The organism is Paenibacillus sp. VMFN-D1 (assembly GCF_003386155.1).
In the GTDB taxonomy this organism is placed as follows: domain Bacteria; phylum Bacillota; class Bacilli; order Paenibacillales; family Paenibacillaceae; genus Paenibacillus_AQ; species Paenibacillus_AQ favisporus.
Genome location: NZ_QRDU01000001.1, coordinates 1106145 through 1125001, shown reverse-complemented (window position 1 = coordinate 1125001; position 18857 = coordinate 1106145). Strand labels below are relative to the sequence as shown.

General features: G+C 51.0%; 18 protein-coding genes. 7 read left to right on the top strand and 11 right to left on the bottom strand.

Annotated elements, in window-relative coordinates:
- Window positions 1-99 precede the first annotated feature (99 nt).
- Window positions 100-639: a sigma-70 family RNA polymerase sigma factor gene (locus C7820_RS05280; RefSeq protein ID WP_116230038.1), complete on the bottom strand. Its 540-nt coding sequence runs from the start codon at window positions 637-639 to the stop codon at window positions 100-102.
- Between the two features lie 224 nt (window positions 640-863).
- Between C7820_RS05280 and C7820_RS05275 the strand changes: the two genes are divergently transcribed.
- Entirely contained in the window at window positions 864-1739 is an 876-nt protein-coding gene (locus C7820_RS05275; protein ID WP_116230037.1) for a TetR/AcrR family transcriptional regulator, read from the top strand.
- A gap of 123 nt (window positions 1740-1862) precedes the next feature.
- Window positions 1863-2888: a hypothetical protein gene (locus tag C7820_RS05270; RefSeq protein ID WP_116230036.1), complete on the top strand. Its 1026-nt coding sequence runs from the start codon at window positions 1863-1865 to the stop codon at window positions 2886-2888.
- 103 nt (window positions 2889-2991) lie between these two features.
- On the opposite strand, the gene C7820_RS05265 is transcribed toward C7820_RS05270, so the two are convergent.
- The 3 genes from C7820_RS05265 to C7820_RS05255 form a co-directional block, all read right to left on the bottom strand.
- Complete coding sequence (locus C7820_RS05265) at window positions 2992-3534, bottom strand: HXXEE domain-containing protein (protein WP_116230035.1); 543 nt, start codon at window positions 3532-3534, stop codon at window positions 2992-2994.
- A 240-nt stretch (window positions 3535-3774) separates the two neighbouring features.
- Window positions 3775-5169: a protoporphyrinogen oxidase gene (locus C7820_RS05260; protein ID WP_116230034.1), complete on the bottom strand. Its 1395-nt coding sequence runs from the start codon at window positions 5167-5169 to the stop codon at window positions 3775-3777.
- Between the two features lie 147 nt (window positions 5170-5316).
- Window positions 5317-5697, bottom strand: a complete 381-nt coding sequence (locus C7820_RS05255; protein ID WP_116230033.1) for a potassium channel family protein — start codon at window positions 5695-5697, stop codon at window positions 5317-5319.
- Between the two features lie 233 nt (window positions 5698-5930).
- Between C7820_RS05255 and C7820_RS05250 the strand changes: the two genes are divergently transcribed.
- On the top strand, window positions 5931-6500 hold the full coding sequence (locus C7820_RS05250) for an LOG family protein (protein ID WP_116230032.1): 570 nt from the start codon (window positions 5931-5933) through the stop codon (window positions 6498-6500).
- A gap of 94 nt (window positions 6501-6594) precedes the next feature.
- Here the strand turns inward: C7820_RS05250 and C7820_RS05245 are convergent, their stop codons facing one another.
- Window positions 6595-8997, bottom strand: coding sequence for a YcdB/YcdC domain-containing protein (locus C7820_RS05245; RefSeq protein ID WP_116230031.1), 2403 nt, complete (start codon window positions 8995-8997; stop codon window positions 6595-6597).
- Window positions 8998-9224: 227 nt separating this feature from the next.
- Between C7820_RS05245 and C7820_RS05240 the strand changes: the two genes are divergently transcribed.
- On the top strand, window positions 9225-9425 hold the full coding sequence (locus tag C7820_RS05240; RefSeq protein WP_116230030.1) for a hypothetical protein: 201 nt from the start codon (window positions 9225-9227) through the stop codon (window positions 9423-9425).
- A 33-nt stretch (window positions 9426-9458) separates the two neighbouring features.
- Here C7820_RS05240 and C7820_RS05235 read toward each other — a convergent pair whose 3' ends face one another.
- Entirely contained in the window at window positions 9459-10223 is a 765-nt protein-coding gene (locus tag C7820_RS05235) for an SDR family oxidoreductase (RefSeq protein WP_076164369.1), read from the bottom strand.
- A gap of 145 nt (window positions 10224-10368) precedes the next feature.
- Here C7820_RS05235 and C7820_RS05230 point away from each other — a divergent pair, with 145 nt between their 5' ends.
- Window positions 10369-10917: a TetR/AcrR family transcriptional regulator gene (locus tag C7820_RS05230; protein WP_181908936.1), complete on the top strand. Its 549-nt coding sequence runs from the start codon at window positions 10369-10371 to the stop codon at window positions 10915-10917.
- A 365-nt stretch (window positions 10918-11282) separates the two neighbouring features.
- Window positions 11283-12464: an MGDG synthase family glycosyltransferase gene (locus tag C7820_RS05225; RefSeq protein WP_116230028.1), complete on the top strand. Its 1182-nt coding sequence runs from the start codon at window positions 11283-11285 to the stop codon at window positions 12462-12464.
- Between the two features lie 335 nt (window positions 12465-12799).
- On the opposite strand, the gene mnmH is transcribed toward C7820_RS05225, so the two are convergent.
- From mnmH to C7820_RS05200, 5 genes are all read right to left on the bottom strand, one after another.
- On the bottom strand, window positions 12800-13894 hold the full coding sequence (gene mnmH, locus C7820_RS05220; protein ID WP_116230027.1) for a tRNA 2-selenouridine(34) synthase MnmH: 1095 nt from the start codon (window positions 13892-13894) through the stop codon (window positions 12800-12802).
- An 11-nt stretch (window positions 13895-13905) separates the two neighbouring features.
- Window positions 13906-14955 (bottom strand): selenide, water dikinase SelD, encoded by a 1050-nt coding sequence (gene selD, locus C7820_RS05215; RefSeq protein WP_397334152.1) that lies wholly within the window; start codon window positions 14953-14955, stop codon window positions 13906-13908.
- A gap of 224 nt (window positions 14956-15179) precedes the next feature.
- A complete protein-coding gene (locus C7820_RS05210) occupies window positions 15180-16202 on the bottom strand; it encodes a M15 family metallopeptidase (RefSeq protein WP_116230025.1) in 1023 nt (340 codons plus the stop codon).
- A 179-nt stretch (window positions 16203-16381) separates the two neighbouring features.
- Window positions 16382-16924, bottom strand: a complete 543-nt coding sequence (locus C7820_RS05205; protein WP_089547757.1) for an NADPH-dependent FMN reductase — start codon at window positions 16922-16924, stop codon at window positions 16382-16384.
- Between the two features lie 31 nt (window positions 16925-16955).
- A complete protein-coding gene (locus tag C7820_RS05200; protein WP_234489955.1) occupies window positions 16956-17321 on the bottom strand; it encodes a globin domain-containing protein in 366 nt (121 codons plus the stop codon).
- A gap of 453 nt (window positions 17322-17774) precedes the next feature.
- Between C7820_RS05200 and C7820_RS05195 the strand changes: the two genes are divergently transcribed.
- Complete coding sequence (locus C7820_RS05195; protein WP_116230024.1) at window positions 17775-18845, top strand: Mrp/NBP35 family ATP-binding protein; 1071 nt, start codon at window positions 17775-17777, stop codon at window positions 18843-18845.
- The last annotated feature ends 12 nt before the right edge of the window (window positions 18846-18857 follow it).

The following is an 18857-nucleotide window of genomic DNA, read 5'->3' as shown; positions in this document are numbered from 1 at the left end:
CGGCATGTTCCTTTCCTGGCATGGATCATTTATTTTATCCATACGATGCTTCTGTATAAATATCTATTCTTACCGTTTCGGAGTGATTATTATCGTTTTTCAAATCCCCGCAAAGTTCATTCTCATTGCGTTCATCCAATCCGCAAGTACGCCCCTTGCCCGATGCAGCCTTGCCCTGACGGCGCCTTCCGAAATTTCTAGAATTTCCGCGATTTGCTTGACCGACAGGTCCTGATAATAAAACAAATGCACAACCAGTCTTAGCGTATCGTTTAACCGGTCAACAGCCTCCTGCAGGTCGCTCGTTTGATGATCAGCGCCATGAGCAGTGAGAGGGTAGTTCGTTTCGGGCAGCTCACCCATCACGATGGTTCGTTTTCGGAGTCGCAGCACTTGATTGCATTCGTTGATCAAAATCCGGATGATCCAAGTATTGAAAAATTCCGGCTTCTTCAACGTATTTAACGACTTATATGCCTTAAGCAGCGTTTCCTGGATGGCATCCGCACAATCCTCGTCACGCTTCACAATAGACTTGGCCAAGCCGTACAGCCGTGATTCCAGTTGGCGTATAAGCTTGACGAAAGTATCGAGATCGCCCTCTTGAGCTTTTTTGACTTCCACTACTATATCCAGCAAGTTGTTTTTCTCTCCTTTTCAAGCACCATCATTAAGATGGACCGGCCGCATAAAGCGTGATTTGGATTTGACACAAATGTTGTAGGCCGATAAGATAATTGTAATGTGACCATCGAGTTTTTACAAGAACCTTATGGTCATTCCCGTAACCGTACATCGCGTTCGAAACGTAATCTGAGCTAGACATGCGCAGTGATTGAGCGCCAATGAAGGAGGCGGCACGAATGAGTGTGCTGAAGGAGAAAATTTTGGAGTCGGCAATCCGGCTTTTTGCGGAAAAAGGTTACCAGGCGACTTCAATACAGGATATCGCCGACGATTGCAGCATCGCCAAAGGCTCGCTTTACAAACATTTCAGTTCGAAAGAGGAACTGTACATCAGCATATTGGAGAAGCGTCAGCAGGACATGATCGATGCAGTTGACCGGATCCGGAAAATGCAGCTGCCGACAAAAGAAACCTACCTGGAGGAGCTTGCCTATCAATTCGATTTTTATGTGGAGCACGGGTACTATATTTCGCGTGACCATAACGAGCTGCCTCCGGTCAATAACGATAAAATCGAACACGTGCTGAACGGAATGAGAAGGAGCATGTTCCTGTACTATCAAGATATTCTGCTCCGCCGGTACGGGCCTGGCATCAAGGAGTGGAAGTGGGATGCCACTGCAATGCTGAGCGGTCTAATTCGAGAGTATACCTTTCACCTGTTGTTCGGTTATTTGCCTATCGACAAAAAAAGATTAGCTGTGTTCATCGCTGAGCGGATGGACGATCTAATGGAGGGGTTGGCAAGACGGCCGGCTCCCTCCCTGCTTACCGACGAGCTCATGGCGGAATATGCCCAAATTGATCTCAAGGGCCTGTTCGCATCCCGCGAAGGGAGAAAAGATGCGCTGATCCAAAAAATAGCGTCGATCATTCCGGATATCGCCGTACCGAACCAGAGAAAGAATGAACTGGCGGAGGTCGCCGCCATGCTTCGGGAAGAATCCGCGAAGGGCCAGCCGAGACGTTTTCTGCAGCTTGCGCTCCTTCGCGATTTAGAATCGGAAAGCGAACTTTCCTTTTATGCGAAGCAGCTTCTCCCCTTGATTTAAGCTATAAATCCAATAAATATTAAATAAAAAAATCCATAACTTGAAACATTTTCATATTTAGCGTCGTCTAGTACATGAATACCCAAACCATTTGGAACCAAGACACAGGAGGGAATACAACAAATGAAAAAATGGAGTTCAATCACCTTATCAGCCGCTGCCCTTTCGCTGCTGCTGTCTGCTGCCCCGATCTATGCGGCACCCCAATCCATGCCTGCTGAAGCGCAAGTCCAAGCATCATCCATAAGCTTGGATCCTGCAGTTGAAGCTCAATTGACAAAAGTTCTGAACAAACTCGCAGGCAGCACCAAAATCGAATTTACGAGCGTGGATAAGGATGCAAACGGCCAGCCCCTGTTTATTTACGGCAAACTCAGCGGTCAAATCGATGCCGAGTTTAACCAGCAGTATAATCCGGCAAAGAAACGGGTGGAATCGACCAGCATCATCTATAAATCTTCGAATACCAATGCGGTTATCGGTGCAGCCCTGGCCAATAAAACAGCTGCCTTCTTGAAAACCTACGACACGGATCACAAGTTCAAAACAGAAGCCATCTGGCGTGTTTATTCCCCTTACCAGGATAATGCTCCCCGAAATTATTGGGTTCTCTGGGGGAACAATCAGAGCCTGTACATCGATCTGGATCAAGGGAATCAAATATCGGCCAGCATGACTTATTCATTAGCCTCCGTCAAAGCACAGCTTGCCAATAAAGCGAATCAGTCCCTGAAGACGCTGGGCATCAGCCTCACCAAACCGTTCGATTATGTGCTGCGCGAAAAAACCGGGGACAAGAAATTTGTCTGGAACTTCCGGGACGATGAGGATAACAATCACGTCGTCATCGGGGCAAAAACCGGTAAGGTCTGGGAGATCCAAAATTTACTCGGCCAGGATTGGACGAACGACCAGGACTTCGCCAAATCCTTTGCCAAGCCCGTTCTCAGCAAAAACCAGGCCCTATCCGCGATCAAGCCCAAAGCCAAAGCTGTTTTCGGGATTCAAATGAAAGGGTACTCGGTGCAGATCAAGAAGAACGAATACATCTTTACAAAGAAAGGCGCAGCCACCATTACCGGAAAGATTAATAAAAAAGGAAAGTTTTATTTCCTCCAGATGACACCGGTGAACGGCATTCGAAACTGATCTCCGGCAGGAGCCTTAGGGCTCCTTTTTTGCTGCCAGAGGACGGATGAGCCAAAACGGAACATGCTCAGGTCAAAATACCCTAACAGAGTCGTCTATCCCCTTACCTGTTCGGCGCAATCCGCCGCGCACACTGATGACCGATCCATACGACAGGCAGCACGGTAACAGCACCAACGGGGATGCTCCAGGCGAGGTCTGAGCCATATACCAAGCCTGCATCCAGCAGGCGGTAAAATAAGTACATTGAATACGGCAGTGTAACCAGCACCGCGGTCACCACGCCAGGCGTATATCTCCGAAGGTATATACTCTGCCCCACATGCGTAAATACATGGATAAGCATAATCGTATTAAACCCTGTAAACAAAAGCATCCAGCGATGCTCGGCGGCTAAATATGTAAAAGGGATAAACAAGATAAACTCGAAAAATACGGGTACGGCAAACTGGGAACCGGTGATATTGGAAAAATCTTTGAGAATCCGCCCCGCTCCCTTAGGGACGATCCGGCTGAGCTGATCATAATTTCGCCTCATCCAGCCTTCCACCGTAATGATTTCTTCAAAATCGTGAATCATAAATGCAGCAAGAAACAACCAAATGAGCGAATGGATACTCACAGCTTCGTCGATAGCTTCTAACATGCAAGCTTCTCCCCCGTTTCTGCCAAAGTCTCGCTAAATATATTATCGGGCCAGGCGGGAAAATGCTCAAGCATCGCATCGTTTTCCAAGCCTCCGATGTGAAGGGCAATGCTAAAGCTGAATTCTATTCACTTTGGCAGGGAAAATGGAATGGGATGCATGTCTGTCGTTAAAACAGCCGCCCTTTCGGGCGGCTGTTTAGCATATTCGCTTGTATTCGCTGTTTGATCGTTTTTAAGCCTACAGTTGTGCAGCGATTTTATATGCCGTTTGCTCGCCGTTAGCGATACAATCCGGAATGCCGACGCCATAATAGGAACATCCGGCCAGATAGATGTTCGGGAACCGCTCGGCCATTTTCTGTTCAAGCTCCTTGACGATGCTGTGGTGCTTGATATGATAATTCGGCATCACGTTATGCCACTTCGTGACCTCGTGGGTGACCGGCTCGCCGGTAATCCCCAGGCTCTTGCGGATATCTTCCAGCGCAACGTTCAGCAGCTCTCTCTCGCTTAACTGAACCAGCTCATCGTAGCGGGGATTGCTGCTTTTGTAAAAGAGTCTGACGAGCAGCTTACGTTCACGGGAGGTATGCTCCCACTTCCGGCTTGTCCATGTGCAGGCATTGCACGTAATGTCGCTGCCTTCGGCAGTAATAAAGCCCGTGCCGTCTGCAGGCAGCTCGGCATCCGGAAGATCGAAACCGACGTAAACGCTGATCATGGAGCTGTTCTTCAGCTGATTGAATTCTTGATCCAATACCGGATCCGCAAGCAGCTGCTGCGCCGCATAGTGCATCGTGCCGAGCACCACATAGTCAGCCTCAATCACGCGGCCGTCTGCCAGCGTCACCGTATAACGGCTTCCATCCTTGGCCACGGATTCGGCCCGTACCCCCTTCACGATCTCCGTTCCGGTCAGCTGCTGCTCTAAGGCATCAATCAACGCGGAAATACCGTTTTGGAAGGACATGAACTTTTTTTGCCCGCCGCTTTGAAATTTTGCGCGATTTTCGGACAGCCCTTTGATCAGGCTTCCGTATTCGTTTTTATAATCGATCAAGTAAGGCAGCGTTGATGCGATCGTCAAATCGCTAAGTTTGCCTGAATAAACGCCTGACAAGACGGGCGCGATCTGCTTCTCCACGAACTCCTTTCCAAGAAAGGCTTCCAGAAACGCACCGACCGAATCATTTTTTGTGAAATGCTCATTGGGGGTATACAGGTCTTTCAGGGCTTCCACCTTGCCCTCCGCGGATACCAGCTCGGTTGTGGCAAGCGATTCGATGCTGGTCGGAATTCCAAAGACGGCATCCTTCGGTATCTGCTTCAGCCTGCCGTCCGTATAGATGTAGGAAATACCCGTCGCATTATAGACGACCTGATCCGCCAGGTTCAGTTCCTGAATCAGCGGAACCACATTCGTTTTCCGGGTCACGATCGAATCGGCGCCGGATTCCATCGTAAAACCGCCGTCGTATACGGTCCGCATTTTTCCGCCCAGCGTCTGTTCCGCTTCAACGAGAATGATGTTCGCCGGCTCCGTCTGCCCGCTGTATTGATTTAAGGTCCGGCGCAAATAATACGCGGCCGACAACCCCGTAATCCCCCCGCCGATAATGACGACTGTTTTCAAGACGCTTCACTCCTGCTTCCAAGATGACTGCATGTTCAACCTTCCCGTAAATTATAACATAGTGCTTCATACCCGGACTTCCTCATTCGTGACGTTAATCGTACAAAAAAACCGCGGGATCCCGCGGAGATTTTCACCTGCTTGATATTATTTATGCTTAGCCTTCTTCTTAAAACGGTCACGTTCCGTATCAATATCGCCGTCCTTTTGATTGCTCTGAACGACCCCGTAAGCGACATAACTGAGCATCCCCATAAAGAGGCCGGTGCCCACAACGATATAAATCATCGTAAAAATTTTGCCGAGTCCCGTCTTGGGCATGAAGTCCGGATGACCCACCGTACTCAGCGTCGTGATACAGAAATACAGCGCGTCTATGACAGCTAAGTTTTCTTCCGTAGTATAAAAAATCGTGCCAGAAACCAGCAGCAGAACAATTAAGACAAAGAAAACCTGGAAATTTTTCAGTTTAAACGCATGAAACAGTCCGGTCAGCAGCCGTTTCAAGGTCAAGACAAAGGATATCATGGTTGTTCCGCCTTGTCATAGATATTGGTAAATGAGTCCGCGTTCGGGTGGTGATTCTCCCTTAATATTCCCCTTTTTCCATCAATAAACCGTGACTTGAGCACGAACTTTGGGGTAGCGTTTTTTACTTTGGCTTAACCTAACGCAGGAGATTTTCACGACCATGGGTCCGGAAAATCATTTATAATGAAAAAGACCTAAAAAGAGAAGGCTCGTAGGAAGGGAGTTATGTTATGAAACATTTAGCTGTGTATTGCGGATCAAGTTACGGTGCGTCGCCGGCGTATCGGGAAGCGGCAGTCGAGCTGGGCAAAGAAATGGTACGCCGCGGGTTAACCCTCGTTTATGGGGGATCCAGCGTAGGGATCATGGGCGTACTGGCCGATACAGTCATTGCTGAAGGCGGGCAGACCATCGGCGTCATTCCACAGGTGCTGGTAGACCGGGAAATTTCGCATCAAGGGTTGACCGAGCTTCACGTGGTCGGCACGATGCATGACCGGAAGTTTAAAATGGCGGAGCTCGCCGACGCATTCCTCGCGCTTCCGGGTGGACCGGGCACGATGGAGGAGTTTTTCGAGGCGTTCACGTGGGCCCAGATCGGCATTCACCGCAAGCCCATTGGCATGCTGAACGTGAATCGTTATTACGATCCGATGATCTCCCTGTTTGAGCATATGGTACGGGAACAGTTCATGCAGCCGCAGTACCAATCTATGGCCATCATTGAGCCAAATGTGTCTGTATTGCTGGACATGATGAGTAAATATGAAGCCCCTGCCGTTAAAAGTTACGTTAAATAAGCCTTAACATACAGACAGCCGCAGTCCGGAGACTGCGGCTGTTGTTCAAGTGGCAGCCCGGGTAATGGACCCCAGGCTCGATCACGTAAAATGACTAGTATCGTCTTTGGTTAAGCGGGGTATCCACTTTGCTTTGGAGATGTGCCAAGCGGACCATAATGGTCGCCGCTTCAGCCTTGGTGACCGGCTTCGCCGGGTCGAATTTGCCCCCCGCGGCGTCCATCAGTCCGAGCTTCAGCATAAGCGCAACAGCGCCTTTGTCCTGGATCGCATTCGCGTCGGAGAGGGACAACGCCTGTGCATCCTGCTGGAAGAACTTGGACAGGCGGTTGTAATGCAGAGCCGTGGTCAGGCTGGTGGCCACCGCTTCACGGGTCAGCTTCTGCTCCGGATGCAGCTCCGAGGATTTCACGTCTTTCAGCCAGCCTTTATCCATGAACAGCTGTACCGCTCCCGCGATCGGACTGTCGGCTGGAACGTCGGTGAAGACTGGTTGATACTGGCCCCCATAATAGCCTTGATCCGGGTAAACCCCTTTTGCCATCATTTGGATCCAGTCCCCCAAAGTCAGCTCCGCATCGGGATGGAGCAAGCCATCTTCACCAGGCGACAACACGCGGTATTCGAGCAGCGTCGCCAAATCCTTGCTTGCCGCGTGGTTTGCCGCATCGCTCGGAAGCGCAGCGCTCTTGTCCTTGTTCGAAACAGGCAGCAGACTTGATGCTTCGGTTTTCCCTGTAACCCCATCGATATATCCTACATTCCGGTCTCCGTTCAGCGTTGGAACATACGCCAATCGAACAGCCGGTTCCACGTACGTGTTATCCACTGTGTAACCGCCGCTGCTGATGTACCGCAGCTCCACGCTGAGATCGTCCAGCAGGCGCTGCTGTGCGTCTTTCGCATCAACTTTTGCTGTCAGGGTATCTAACGTTTTGATATCCTTATCCGACAGGTAGGTATCCGCATTGTAGCTTAGCAGCTTGCCGCTGCCGTCAATGGAGACGCTCACCGTCATTCCGTTAACAGGCAAGTCCTTGTAGAAACGCTGGAACACAAATTGATATACCGTGCCCGATGCCGGATTCAATGTTTTGGCATCTGACAGCTTCAAAACTTCGGCGGCATTCGGATAATGGGCCAGCACCAGCTCAATGGCTTTCGCTTGTGCCTGGGCTTCCGTCACCGACGGAGCGGTAGCTTTGGCCGGTTCGGCATCCGGATACTGGAACTCATGGTAGCTCAGCAGCTGCCCTGTGTCGGCGTCCACGTACGCGTACTTGCTGTCATCGCGGTTTATTCCGGCAGTTCTTTTGCTCCAGTTCAAACTCCAGACTTGCTTACCGGTGCCGCCCCAATAATTGCTGAGATTGGATTGTACCTGGTAATCCGGGCCCGGGGCAATGCCTTGAACCCGCTGCAGCACTTCGTCCGAAGTCAGCTGCCCGCCTTTGTTCGGGGTGAATACTTTACCGGAAGCCTTTAAAGCGGTATAGCTAACCGCTTGGCTTGGGCCTTCCAAATCCTTGCCAAAAATGGTATCGATCCGCTTCCCGGAATTGGCATCCATCGGCTCCAATGTCCGGTCTGGAACATAGCCGATCTTCCATTCCCGATTGGCGGACGTATCGTACAGCGAGGTGGACGGTATGTATGCCAGCGTTACGGACAAGCCCTGCTTAAGTCTCTTCTCCGCATCTTCCTTGCTGATGGTGGCTTTCGCCGCTGGATAATCCTCCTGGTAAGTATTGCGGTTAAAGCGGACGATATTTCCGTTGCCGTCCACGTCCAGGCTCACAGACTCATTGTCGGCAGGAATCCCATTGACGTCAATCGTGTAAGAAAATGAATACTGAACCGGTCCGAACAACGCCTTGTTGGATGAATAGAGGTTCTGGTTTGACGGTTTCATCGTACCTGCTTTAATAGAAGGAGCCGCTTTGGGTATAAACGCCTCGGCGATTTTCTGAGCTTCCTGCTCGGAAACCGCCGGCGGGTAATAGGCTGTGTTGGAATCGTCTAAAGGGTACATATATGGATAACTATAACTGAGAATATCTCCTGTAATCGCATCCACTTCGGTACTGAAGCCCATCGAGTGGTTCCCCTGTTGAATCGTCCAATTCTGCTCCCATACCTTCTTCGTGTTGGATGGGTACACGTTCTGCTCACCATAGGTTACTCCGTTCAGCTTTGCATCCTTCAATTCAGGAAACAAAGACCTAATACGCGATTCCGCTTGGGCTTTCGTAATTTTGGCGTCAGCCGGATTGAGTCCCTTCGAGGCTGTGGAGCCGCTGTCCTGGGACGCTGAAACTACGGAATCCTTCACAACGGAAGTCCCGCTGACTGTGTCTGCTGATGCCAACAAGGGCACCTGCAGCAGACTGAGTCCAAGTGTGCCTGCAAGCACTTTTTTGGCTACAGATGTGTTTCTTAAGCTCCTCTCCTTTGCCTGATTTTTTGGCATGCCCGCGGCATGTTGTTGTTCGTCCATCCTTCTTCCTCCCTGTTATACCAATATAAACCATTTTGATTATAACATGGGACGTTAGAGAATTGGCCTCCAATTTGGATTTTTCAGGAAAATTTTTGTGCCGCAGCATCTTGTGCTAAGCAGAAAGACCGTTTATGCTATAATCAGTTGAACCCCGGAAGCTTTGATTTGCCGTGAAGTTAGACCCGGTTTCCGGGCGAACATGATAACGATGGAGGAATCTACAGATGAAAAGAATGAAGACAATCGATTCCGGGAAGCCGCAAAAGGTTTCCAGCGATCCGGTTCTCGGGGGACGTAAATCCTGGAGCCGCAAACCGATGACACAGGTAGTCAGCAATAAGAAAGCAGAACAGCGCCGATCGTGGTGCCGAAAAGGCACGGACGACGGCGCTTTTTTAATGGGAAATCAGAAAGTATACACTTAGCGGATGGATCGAACCATCCGGGACGAAGCGGGATTAATAAGCCGTCCAGCCGGCGTCCGCTGTAATAACCGTACCGTTTACAAAGCTGGAATCGTCCGAGGCGAGGAACAAAGCGACCTTCGCGATTTCATCCGGCTTGCCGGTTCTTGGATTCACGCCCATGCCGGCCATCGCTTGCTGCACTCCAAGCGCATTCATATCCATACTAGGCGTATCGGACATAATGTTGGTCTCCACTCCGCCCGGGGCGATCGCGTTGCAGCGAATGCCGAGCTTCGCGTACTGGTAGCCGACATTTTTGGTCAAACCAATCACGGCATGCTTGGACGCCGTATAAGCTGCCCCTGCCCGGGAGCCAAACAATCCGCCGACGGATGCCGTATTGACGATAACGCCTTTTCCCTGCTTGACCATAATTGGAAGCGCTTTGCGGATCGCCCGCATCGGGCCTGTCGTATTGACGGCGAAGACACGCTCCCACAGTTCGTCGGTCACTTCGGCCGCTGCCACCATTTTATCCATAATTCCCGCATTGTTGACCAGCACGTCCAGCGATCCGTACTGATTCACTGCGGTATCGATCATGTTCTGCACATCTTCTTCCTTGGCAACATTCGCGATGACCCCAACTGCGGTACCGCCCTGCTGCTGAATTTCCGCAACGACTTGGTCAAGAGAGGCCTGGGAGATATCAGCGAGAACCAGTTTGGCGCCTTCCTTAGCGAATAAAAGAGCCATTTCCTTTCCCATTCCTGATCCGGCACCTGTAATAACCGTTACTTTGTCTTGTAGCTTCATGACCAACCTACCTCCAACCTTTGAATTAGACAACACATTGTCTATAATCATTATAGCCCCCGTCCAATTTGGCGATCAAACGTCAATCTGGCCGAAAATGTCTATTTTACAGCGTTTTCAATATCATCTGGAGGATATTAGACATATGAACAAACGAGTCACCTACACCCAGCACTATCTATCCGAAGCTTTAATCAGCCTTATGGCGGAAAAGGACTATGCTTCGATCACCATCCGCAACATTGTTGAAAAAGCAGGAGTGAACCGTTCGACCTTCTATCTTCATTATTACGACAAGGATGACCTGCTGAACCAAACCGCATCCGGCATTCTTACGGCGCTTCGCAGCGCGATGCGCAATCCTTCCTATACCCATGAGTCGGCCAGGAAGGATTATGAGCAATCCGGTAAACCGATTTCTTCAGCCGTTGCCTTGTTTGAGCATATCCGTCAGCATGCGGCATTCTACACCATCATGATGAATGTCAAGGATTTCCCTGTCCAGCTGGACCAGGTGATCAAGAGCGAACTGCTCGCTTTCACCACAGACGCGCTCCAGGCTTCCTTCTCCTCCGGCGGGATGATGGGGCTCATCTACTATTGGCTGAACCATCAAATGCAAGAGACGGCTGAGGAGATGGCCCTATGGCTTACGCGTGCCGCGCTGTATCCGCTGAATCGGCCGGAGGCGTAACCCGCAGGACCGACCTTTTCCCCTTCTGCATCCTTCTCAATGCATGCTAGCCGAACTTGATCACGAACCTATGAATCCAGTTTCTATAATCCATTTGCAGGGCTGCCGTGACTCTCAAGCGTCTAACGAATATGATGTCACTGGTCAACGGCAGTGAAGTGGATCGTGAGCAGCGCCCCCCGACTTAAGTCCAGTTTGAGACTGGTCCACGGGCCGTTTTGTTTGAACGCATGAAAGCATACACTGTTACTATAGCAGGTTCATTACATAAGCTTACCCACTTATAACATAAGCAAACTTTTTATAGAAACGAGGGCGGCTCTCTAGTGAAGCCCGAAATTAATCTAGGTAGAAGGTGAACAATCGTGCAAAAGAAGCGTGTACTCATATTATCCGAGGGATTCGGCAGCGGTCATACCCAAGCAGGTTATGCGCTGGCTGCTGGCATGAAAGAAATTCAACCCAATGTGCATACCAAAGTGATCGAGCTTGGCTCTTTTCTGAATCCTACCGTAGCTCCATGGATCTTGTCGGCCTACCGTCTCACGGTAAGCACCAATCCGGCCCTTGTCGGCATGCTTTATCGAAAACAGCATGACAAACCGCTGAAGCGTCTGACCGCTTTGGCGCTCCATAAATTGTTCTACAATCATACGGCTGATGTGATCCGTCAGCTGAGACCCGACCTCATCGTCTGCACCCATCCGATCCCCAGCGCAATCATCGGACGGCTGAAGGCTTCCGGACTGGACGTTCCGCTCTGCACAGTCATTACCGATTACGACGCACACGGCTCCTGGATGAACCGTCAGGTGGACCAGTTCCTCGTATCGACGGAATCCGTCCGCCGGATTTTGTTGAAACGCGGGGTTCATCCAAACAGCGTGAACGTAACCGGCATCCCGGTCCATCCGACGTTTTGGACGAAGGAAGATAAAGCGGCGGTAAGGCGGAAGCTGAAGCTGAAAAACATGCCGACGGTCTTCATTATGGGCGGCGGCTGGGGATTGGTCGCAAACAAGGAGCTGTTCTACCAGCTCGCCCAATGGAAGGACCGCGTACAGCTCGTGTTCTGTGTCGGGAATAACCAGAAGCTTCTATCGAAGTTAAAGAGTTCGCCTGCATTCTCTCATCCGAATATCGTTGTGATCGGGCAGACGAAGGAAGTCAGCAAATGGATGGATGCCTCCGACCTGCTCATTACAAAGCCGGGCGGTATGACCTGCACTGAAGCGATGGCCAAAGGGCTGCCCATGCTGTTCTGTGAGTCCATTCCGGGCCAAGAGGAGAAAAACTGCGAATATTTTGTCAGCGGCGGCTATGGTGAAGTCCTGAGCCCGCTTGTCCTGGACCGGTGGCTGCATTCCATCAGCACCGGCGGAACGGCTGCCGCACCTCACGGCTTCCGCATGAGCCCGTACCATTCCGCTCCACGCGAGGTTTACCGGCCGGAACGGTGCGCGGAGGAGCTCGTAGAACTGCTGAACGCACGCACGGCCGGCGCAAGACCGGCGGAGCTGCGGCGCAGTCTCTGGGCCAGCATGTAACGCTGATCCGTGCTTACGATCATAAGAAAAACGTCTATCGACGTACCTTCAAAGATGACAGACCGCGTTTAGATGAAGTTTTTCTTGCGAGATCAGGAAGCAGAAGCTCCGAAACTTATACTTTTCTGATCTCTTAAGAAAAACGTCTATCGACGTACCTTCAAAGAAGACAGACCGCGTTTAGATGAAGTTTTTCTTGCGAGTTCAGGAAGCAGAAGCTCTGAAACTTATACTTTCTGATCTCTTAAACAAAGAAGGAATGCGCTCATCAGCGCATTCCTTCTTTTTGCATGATACGGGTGAACCAGTCCCCCGGCCCTTCCCATTCCTAAATTTTATACGGATTGATGCTTTTTCTCTTGTGCATCTTCCGCCGCTGCCTGGACATGCTCCTGGTCTCTCTGAATCCGTTCCTCGACCAGCTGTACCGCCTGCTCAACCGACCCGATGGCAAGTACCGGTTCCTCATGGAAAGCTTCCCCGTAAGCCTCGGTGGTGTGCGCATATCTCGGATCGTAATAGTATTCCAGCAGCAATCTCACGGCTGCCCCATAATTTCCTTGCTGCATGCTGAATTCGATTTCCTGGGCGATCGGCGTATGAATCCGCGACTTGATCTTGGAGAAAGCAAGCAGGCTTTCCGCAGGATGCTCCCACGGGCGGTAATCGTCCAAAATGTGCTTCACCCGCAGCTCCACCGGAGCTTCGAGCACAATATGCCGCCCCAGCTCTTTCTTCTGGACCAGAAATTCAGGCAGGACCACCTTTCCGATCCGCTTGCTCTCCGCCTCAAGCAGAATGTACGGAGAATCTTGATATCGGATCAGGGACTCCACCAGCAGGGCATCGAAGGTCTTTTGGTTGCTGCTCTTCAGGCCAATCTCGCCGAAAATGGAACCGCGGTGCCCCGCCATCCCTTCAAGATCAACGACCGGGTAGCCCTTCTCCTGCAGTTCCCGGAGAATCAAGGTTTTCCCTGTTCCGGTGTTGCCATGGATCACGTATACGTCCGGAGCAAAGTCCATGCTCTGAAGCGTGTCGACCACCCATTTCCGGTAAGTCCGGTAGCCGCCCTCAAGCCGCTGCACATGAATGCCCATCAGGGACAGAACCGTAGCCGTCGTACGGCTCCGCATGCCACCGCGCCAGCAGAATACCGCCTTATTCCCTTGAATTTCAGCAAATTGCTTTACGAAGGAGGGCAGCTTCGCAGACACAATCTCGAGGCCCCGCTCCTTCGCAGCCTGGGTGCTCACTTGCTTGTACAGCGTGCCGATCTCCGCCCGCTCTTCATCATTGAAGAAAGGGATGTTGATGCTTCCCGGAATCGTTGATTCCGCATACTCGGACGGTGACCGGACATCGATGACGGTGATTTCATTTTTTGCTCTCAGTTCATTAAGCTTCTCGATCTGTATATCTTGAAACATGATACAGCTCCTTACTCAATCACAATTTGCCCGCTATGTTGTGCGGTAACCTCACCTATAAGTTTCGCTTCCACGCCGGCATCCACCAGCTCCTGAAGCAGACGCTCCGCTTCATCCGGCCCTACGGAAATGAGCAAGCCGCCGGAGGTAACCGCGTCGCACAAAATGTACCGGTCCGTCTCGTCCATCTCTTCCGGGAAAATCACATGGTCCTGCACATGCGCATAGTTATTTTTGGATCCGCCTGGAACCAGACCCTGCTCCGCAAGCTCACGAACCCGCGGCAGGACGGGAACATCCTGCTTGCGAATCCGGATTTCCACCCCGCTGCCTTTGGCCATCTCAAGCGAGTGGCCCATTAAGCCAAACCCGGTGACATCGGTGCAGGCATGGACTTCATAGCCGTCCATAATTTCTGCCGCTTTCTTGTTCAGCGTCGACATGACTTCCGTCACCCGTCGGATTTCTTCCGGGGTGAGCTGATCTTTCTTGATCGAAGTCGTCATGATGCCCACGCCGATCGGCTTGGTCAGGATGAGCTTGTCTCCGGGCTGAGCTCCCGCGTTACTTCTTACTTTATCAGGATGCACCAGTCCGGTGACCGATAAACCGAATTTCGGCTCTTTGTCGTCAATCGAATGTCCGCCAACGAGCGTAGCGCCCGCTTCCTTGACTTTATCCCCCGCTCCGCGGAGAATTTCGGTCAGCACGCGTTTATCCAGCGTGGATATCGGGAAGGCGACGATATTGAGCACCGTCAGCGGTTTTCCGCCCATCGCATAAATATCGCTTAACGCATTCGCCGCGGCGATTTGACCAAAAGAATACGGATCGTCCACGATCGGCGTGAAGAAATCAAGCGTCTGTACAAGCGCCAAATCGTCATTCAGCTTGTATACGCCGGCGTCATCGCTCGTATCGAGCCCGACCAGCAGATTCGGATCATGCACTGCCGGCGGCAGGCCACGAAGCACCTGGCTCAGATCGGCGGGGCCGATTTTGCAGCCGCATCCGCCCTTGCTGGAATAAGATGTTAATTTAATATTCAAATCGGAATCCATAATCATGACACAACCCTTCTATATTCATCATTGGCATCGGCCTGATATTTTGTTAAACCCGCAAATTCCATCGTACACATCGCTGAAAAAAAACGCAAATGAGCCTTGCCCTGGTGCGATACAGCTTCCAATTGGACAAACCCAACAAAGAACAGCAGAATGTCATGATCAGAAGCATAAACGGGGCTTCCTTCATAACTTTCTGCTGTTTATTGCAGCCTGCTTTATTTGGATACCGGAACCGCGCTTCCAAAATACTGCTCAAGCGTGATATCCTTCTTCGTCACGTCTTCGGCAATGTCTTTGCCGACATAGCGAATATGCCATGGCTCGTATTTGTAACCGGTAATCGATTCTTTTCCTTCCGGATAACGGATGATAAAGCCATATTCGTAAGCATGATCAGCCAGCCATTTCGCTTCCTTCGTGCCTGCAAAGCAGCTCTCCGCGGCGCATTTGCCGTCGGTTCCCGACACGTCAATGCTCAGACCGGTTTGATGCTCGCTGTGGCCTGGTCGCGCGCTGTAGGTATCGGCTGCTTTGACGCCGTCCCGATCCACATAGTTGTTATATAATGTCGTCTGGCGGGACTCGGAGCGGTATCCCGATACGCCGGCCAAGTAAACGCCGTCCTGCTTGGCCGCGTCAAACAGCTCTTTCAGAGCGTCTGCGGCCACTTTGCGCATTTTACGCTTGTCTATTTTTTCCGAAAACGTGAATGCTACGTCAGGATAGACGAGGTCCGGCGGAACGTAACCTTCCGGCAAACGATACGTTTTATTGACCAGTACCGTATCGCTTGTCGGATTGGATACGACATGCTCAACGTCGTACGTATTGACAAATTCACTGTTGTCCGATGTTCCGCCAGCTGGTTCGTCCGATCCGTTCCCTGCATCCTGGCCTGAATTGCCGCCGGTTGCAGCGGAATCCTTGCCATCATCCGTTTGTCCGGCATTCTGGCCGGTCGTGCCGTCACCGGCGCCTCCTGTGGCATCGCTGCCGGTATCGCTCGTGCCTTCCGTATCCGATGTGCTGCCGTTATCCGATGCAGTATCTCCGTCTCCGCTGGTGCCTTCCGGATCTACTGTACCGCCATTATCGCTTTGGTCTCCGCCGCCCTGGGCGAGAGCCGGAGGATTCTGTACGGTCGCCTCATCCTTGGCCGTTCCTCTGCTGTTCGCAAAATAGATCAGCGCGCCGCCGACAATGATAACCGCGACGATCAATGTTGCCCATTTTCGCATGTGTTCACCTCAAATAATACCGCGTGATTCAAGACCACGGCTTTCTATCAATCTATAAATCTATCATACCCGGATCTATTATACGACATATTGGAGGAAGATACGACAAAAAAAGCCCCGATCTTTTTGATCAGGACTCATTCAACGCTAAAATATGTATGCTCCTTTGGGGACAGAGCTTATTCCGAACCTTTCAGCCGTTTTTGCATAAAGACCAGCTCGTGGGCCAGCCGCTCAATCCGTTCCAACACGTTCGGATCCGTAATCTCTTTATATTCGTTAAAATGATCATCATGCACGTAAACATAACCTGGCGCCACATAAGAACGGAAAAATCCCGCGATTGGCTTCAGCTGGTTCTCAATCACCAGATAATGCTGGTACGTTCCGCCTGTGGCGACGAATCCTACGACCTTTTGCTGCAGCGCCGTGACCGGAATCAGGTCGAACAGGTTTTTCAGCACGCCGGACATCGACGCCTGATAGATCGGTGTGCCAATCAAGCAAAAATCGCTGGAAATGACCGCATCGATCACTTTTTTCGTGTCGCCAGTATATGCCGATGGATCGCGTCCGTCACAGAACTGCACATCGTAATCTTTCATATCGAGCAGCTCCGTCTCCACATCGGGATACTGCTTCTTGACCTCTTCCAGCACTTTGTTCACCACAAGAGCCGTCTTGCTGCCGATGATCGCGCCAGATATTCCAACCAGCTTCATGATGTTAACTCCTTTTCTGTTTGTAGTTTCCTTAATATTCGACTTCGCCTTCATCCGTATTGACGAAAAAGAATGCGGTCATCGCAAGCCGCTCCATCATTTGCTGGCGCAGCATTTCATCCTCAATAACCTCTTCCATGGCCTGCTGCATGCAGCCGATCCAGGCTTCCGCGCGCTTTGGCGTGATGGCAAACGGAAGATGCCTAGCCCGCATGCGGGGATGGCCCATCTGCATCGTGTATAACTGAGGACCTCCGAAATACTGGGTCAAAAACATTTCCTGCTTCTTCATGACAGGCAATATATTCTCCGGAAACAGCGGAGCAAGCAGCGGGTGCTCCACCACTTTGGGATAAAAGGCTTCCACCAGCGCCTTCATCGTGTCTGCGCCGCCCATTTGCTCATAAAAAGACGTCGGGCGAGCTTCCCGATTCCCCTGATCCGCCCGTTGTCCGGGATCCTGATTCATATTCGAGTCCAATGGGGAATTGAACCTCCCTTCACGGGTGTGAGCCCCTAATTAGTAAACATAAACGTATACTAATTATTATAATTGAGCGTTCCCTTTGTCAATACTTGTTCCGTAAATATTCTTTACTTTATATACATATATGTTGACTATATTACCCGTGTGAACTACAATTACTCTGATAATAGTACATACCTGTTCTGTAATGGGGAAACACGACGGGAGCTGATCCATAAAAGGGCTCGAAATCGCCGGTTTTATCAACAGGAGGTCTGTACTGCTGTTTTGAGCCATACTGTAATAGGGATAGAATGGACTGATGAAACGACGTTTCATGCACCAGTTCAATCTATCATAGATAGAGAATGAAGGTGATCAACCATGACCAAAGAAGACCTGGTCGCTGCCCTGACCCATTTGAAAGACCATGAGCATGAGCGCCCCCTTGCTGAGCTCGGCTTGATCCGGGATATTACAATCAATAAGGATCATGCGGCTCTATCGGTGCTTCTGGATCCCGTCCTGTCCGCAAGCAAAGAGAGCATCAGGGAACAGATTGTCAGCGCCTTGAAGGGAATCGGCATCGCGGACGTGCATATCCGGTTTAAAGCCATTTCAAATGAAGAAAAAAATGATATTATAGCAATTAAGCTGAATAAATCGGTACGCCGTGCACCAACGCTGATGAATTCCCCGCTCGTCGCCGCCGATTCTGGCGTGACGTTCATCGCGATCGCCAGCGGCAAAGGCGGTGTCGGCAAATCTACGGTAACCGTCAACCTGGCTACGGCACTGGCCAAGCAGGGTAAACGCGTAGGAATCATCGACGCGGATGTCTATGGTTATAGTATTCCGGAAATGATGGGAATTCATGATCTTCCGAAGAAGCATAATAACCGAATCGTACCGGTAGAACGGCACGGAATCAAGGTTATTTCAACCGGATTTTTCGTACAAGGCAACAAGCCCGTCGTCTGGCGCGGCCCGATGCTGGGCAAGATGCTCAGCACGTTCCTGAATGAAGTGGAATGGGGTCCGCTCGATTTCATCGTGTTGGACCTTCCTCCGGGTACAGGTGATATTGCCTTGGATGTTCACAATAAAATTCCGCAGTGCTCGGAAATTTTGGTGACCACGCCCCACCCTACTGCCAATCATGTTGCTGCCAGGGCCGGTGAGATGGCGATTCAGACCAACCATCCGATCCTCGGGGTCATCGAGAACATGTCTTATTTTACCGACCCCTCCGGTCAGCGGCATGATCTGTTCGGCACAGGCGGCGGAGCTGCTCTCGCGGAGCAGCTCAACACCAAGCTGCTGGCTGAGATCCCGCTTTCTGCGCCCGGCCAGTCGGCGGACCCGGAGAAATCCCCTGCCGTATTTGGGGATGACAGCGAGCAATGGCGTATTTTTATGAATTTGGCTCAGAGAATTATTAACCATGATATTTAATTAATTTGAAAG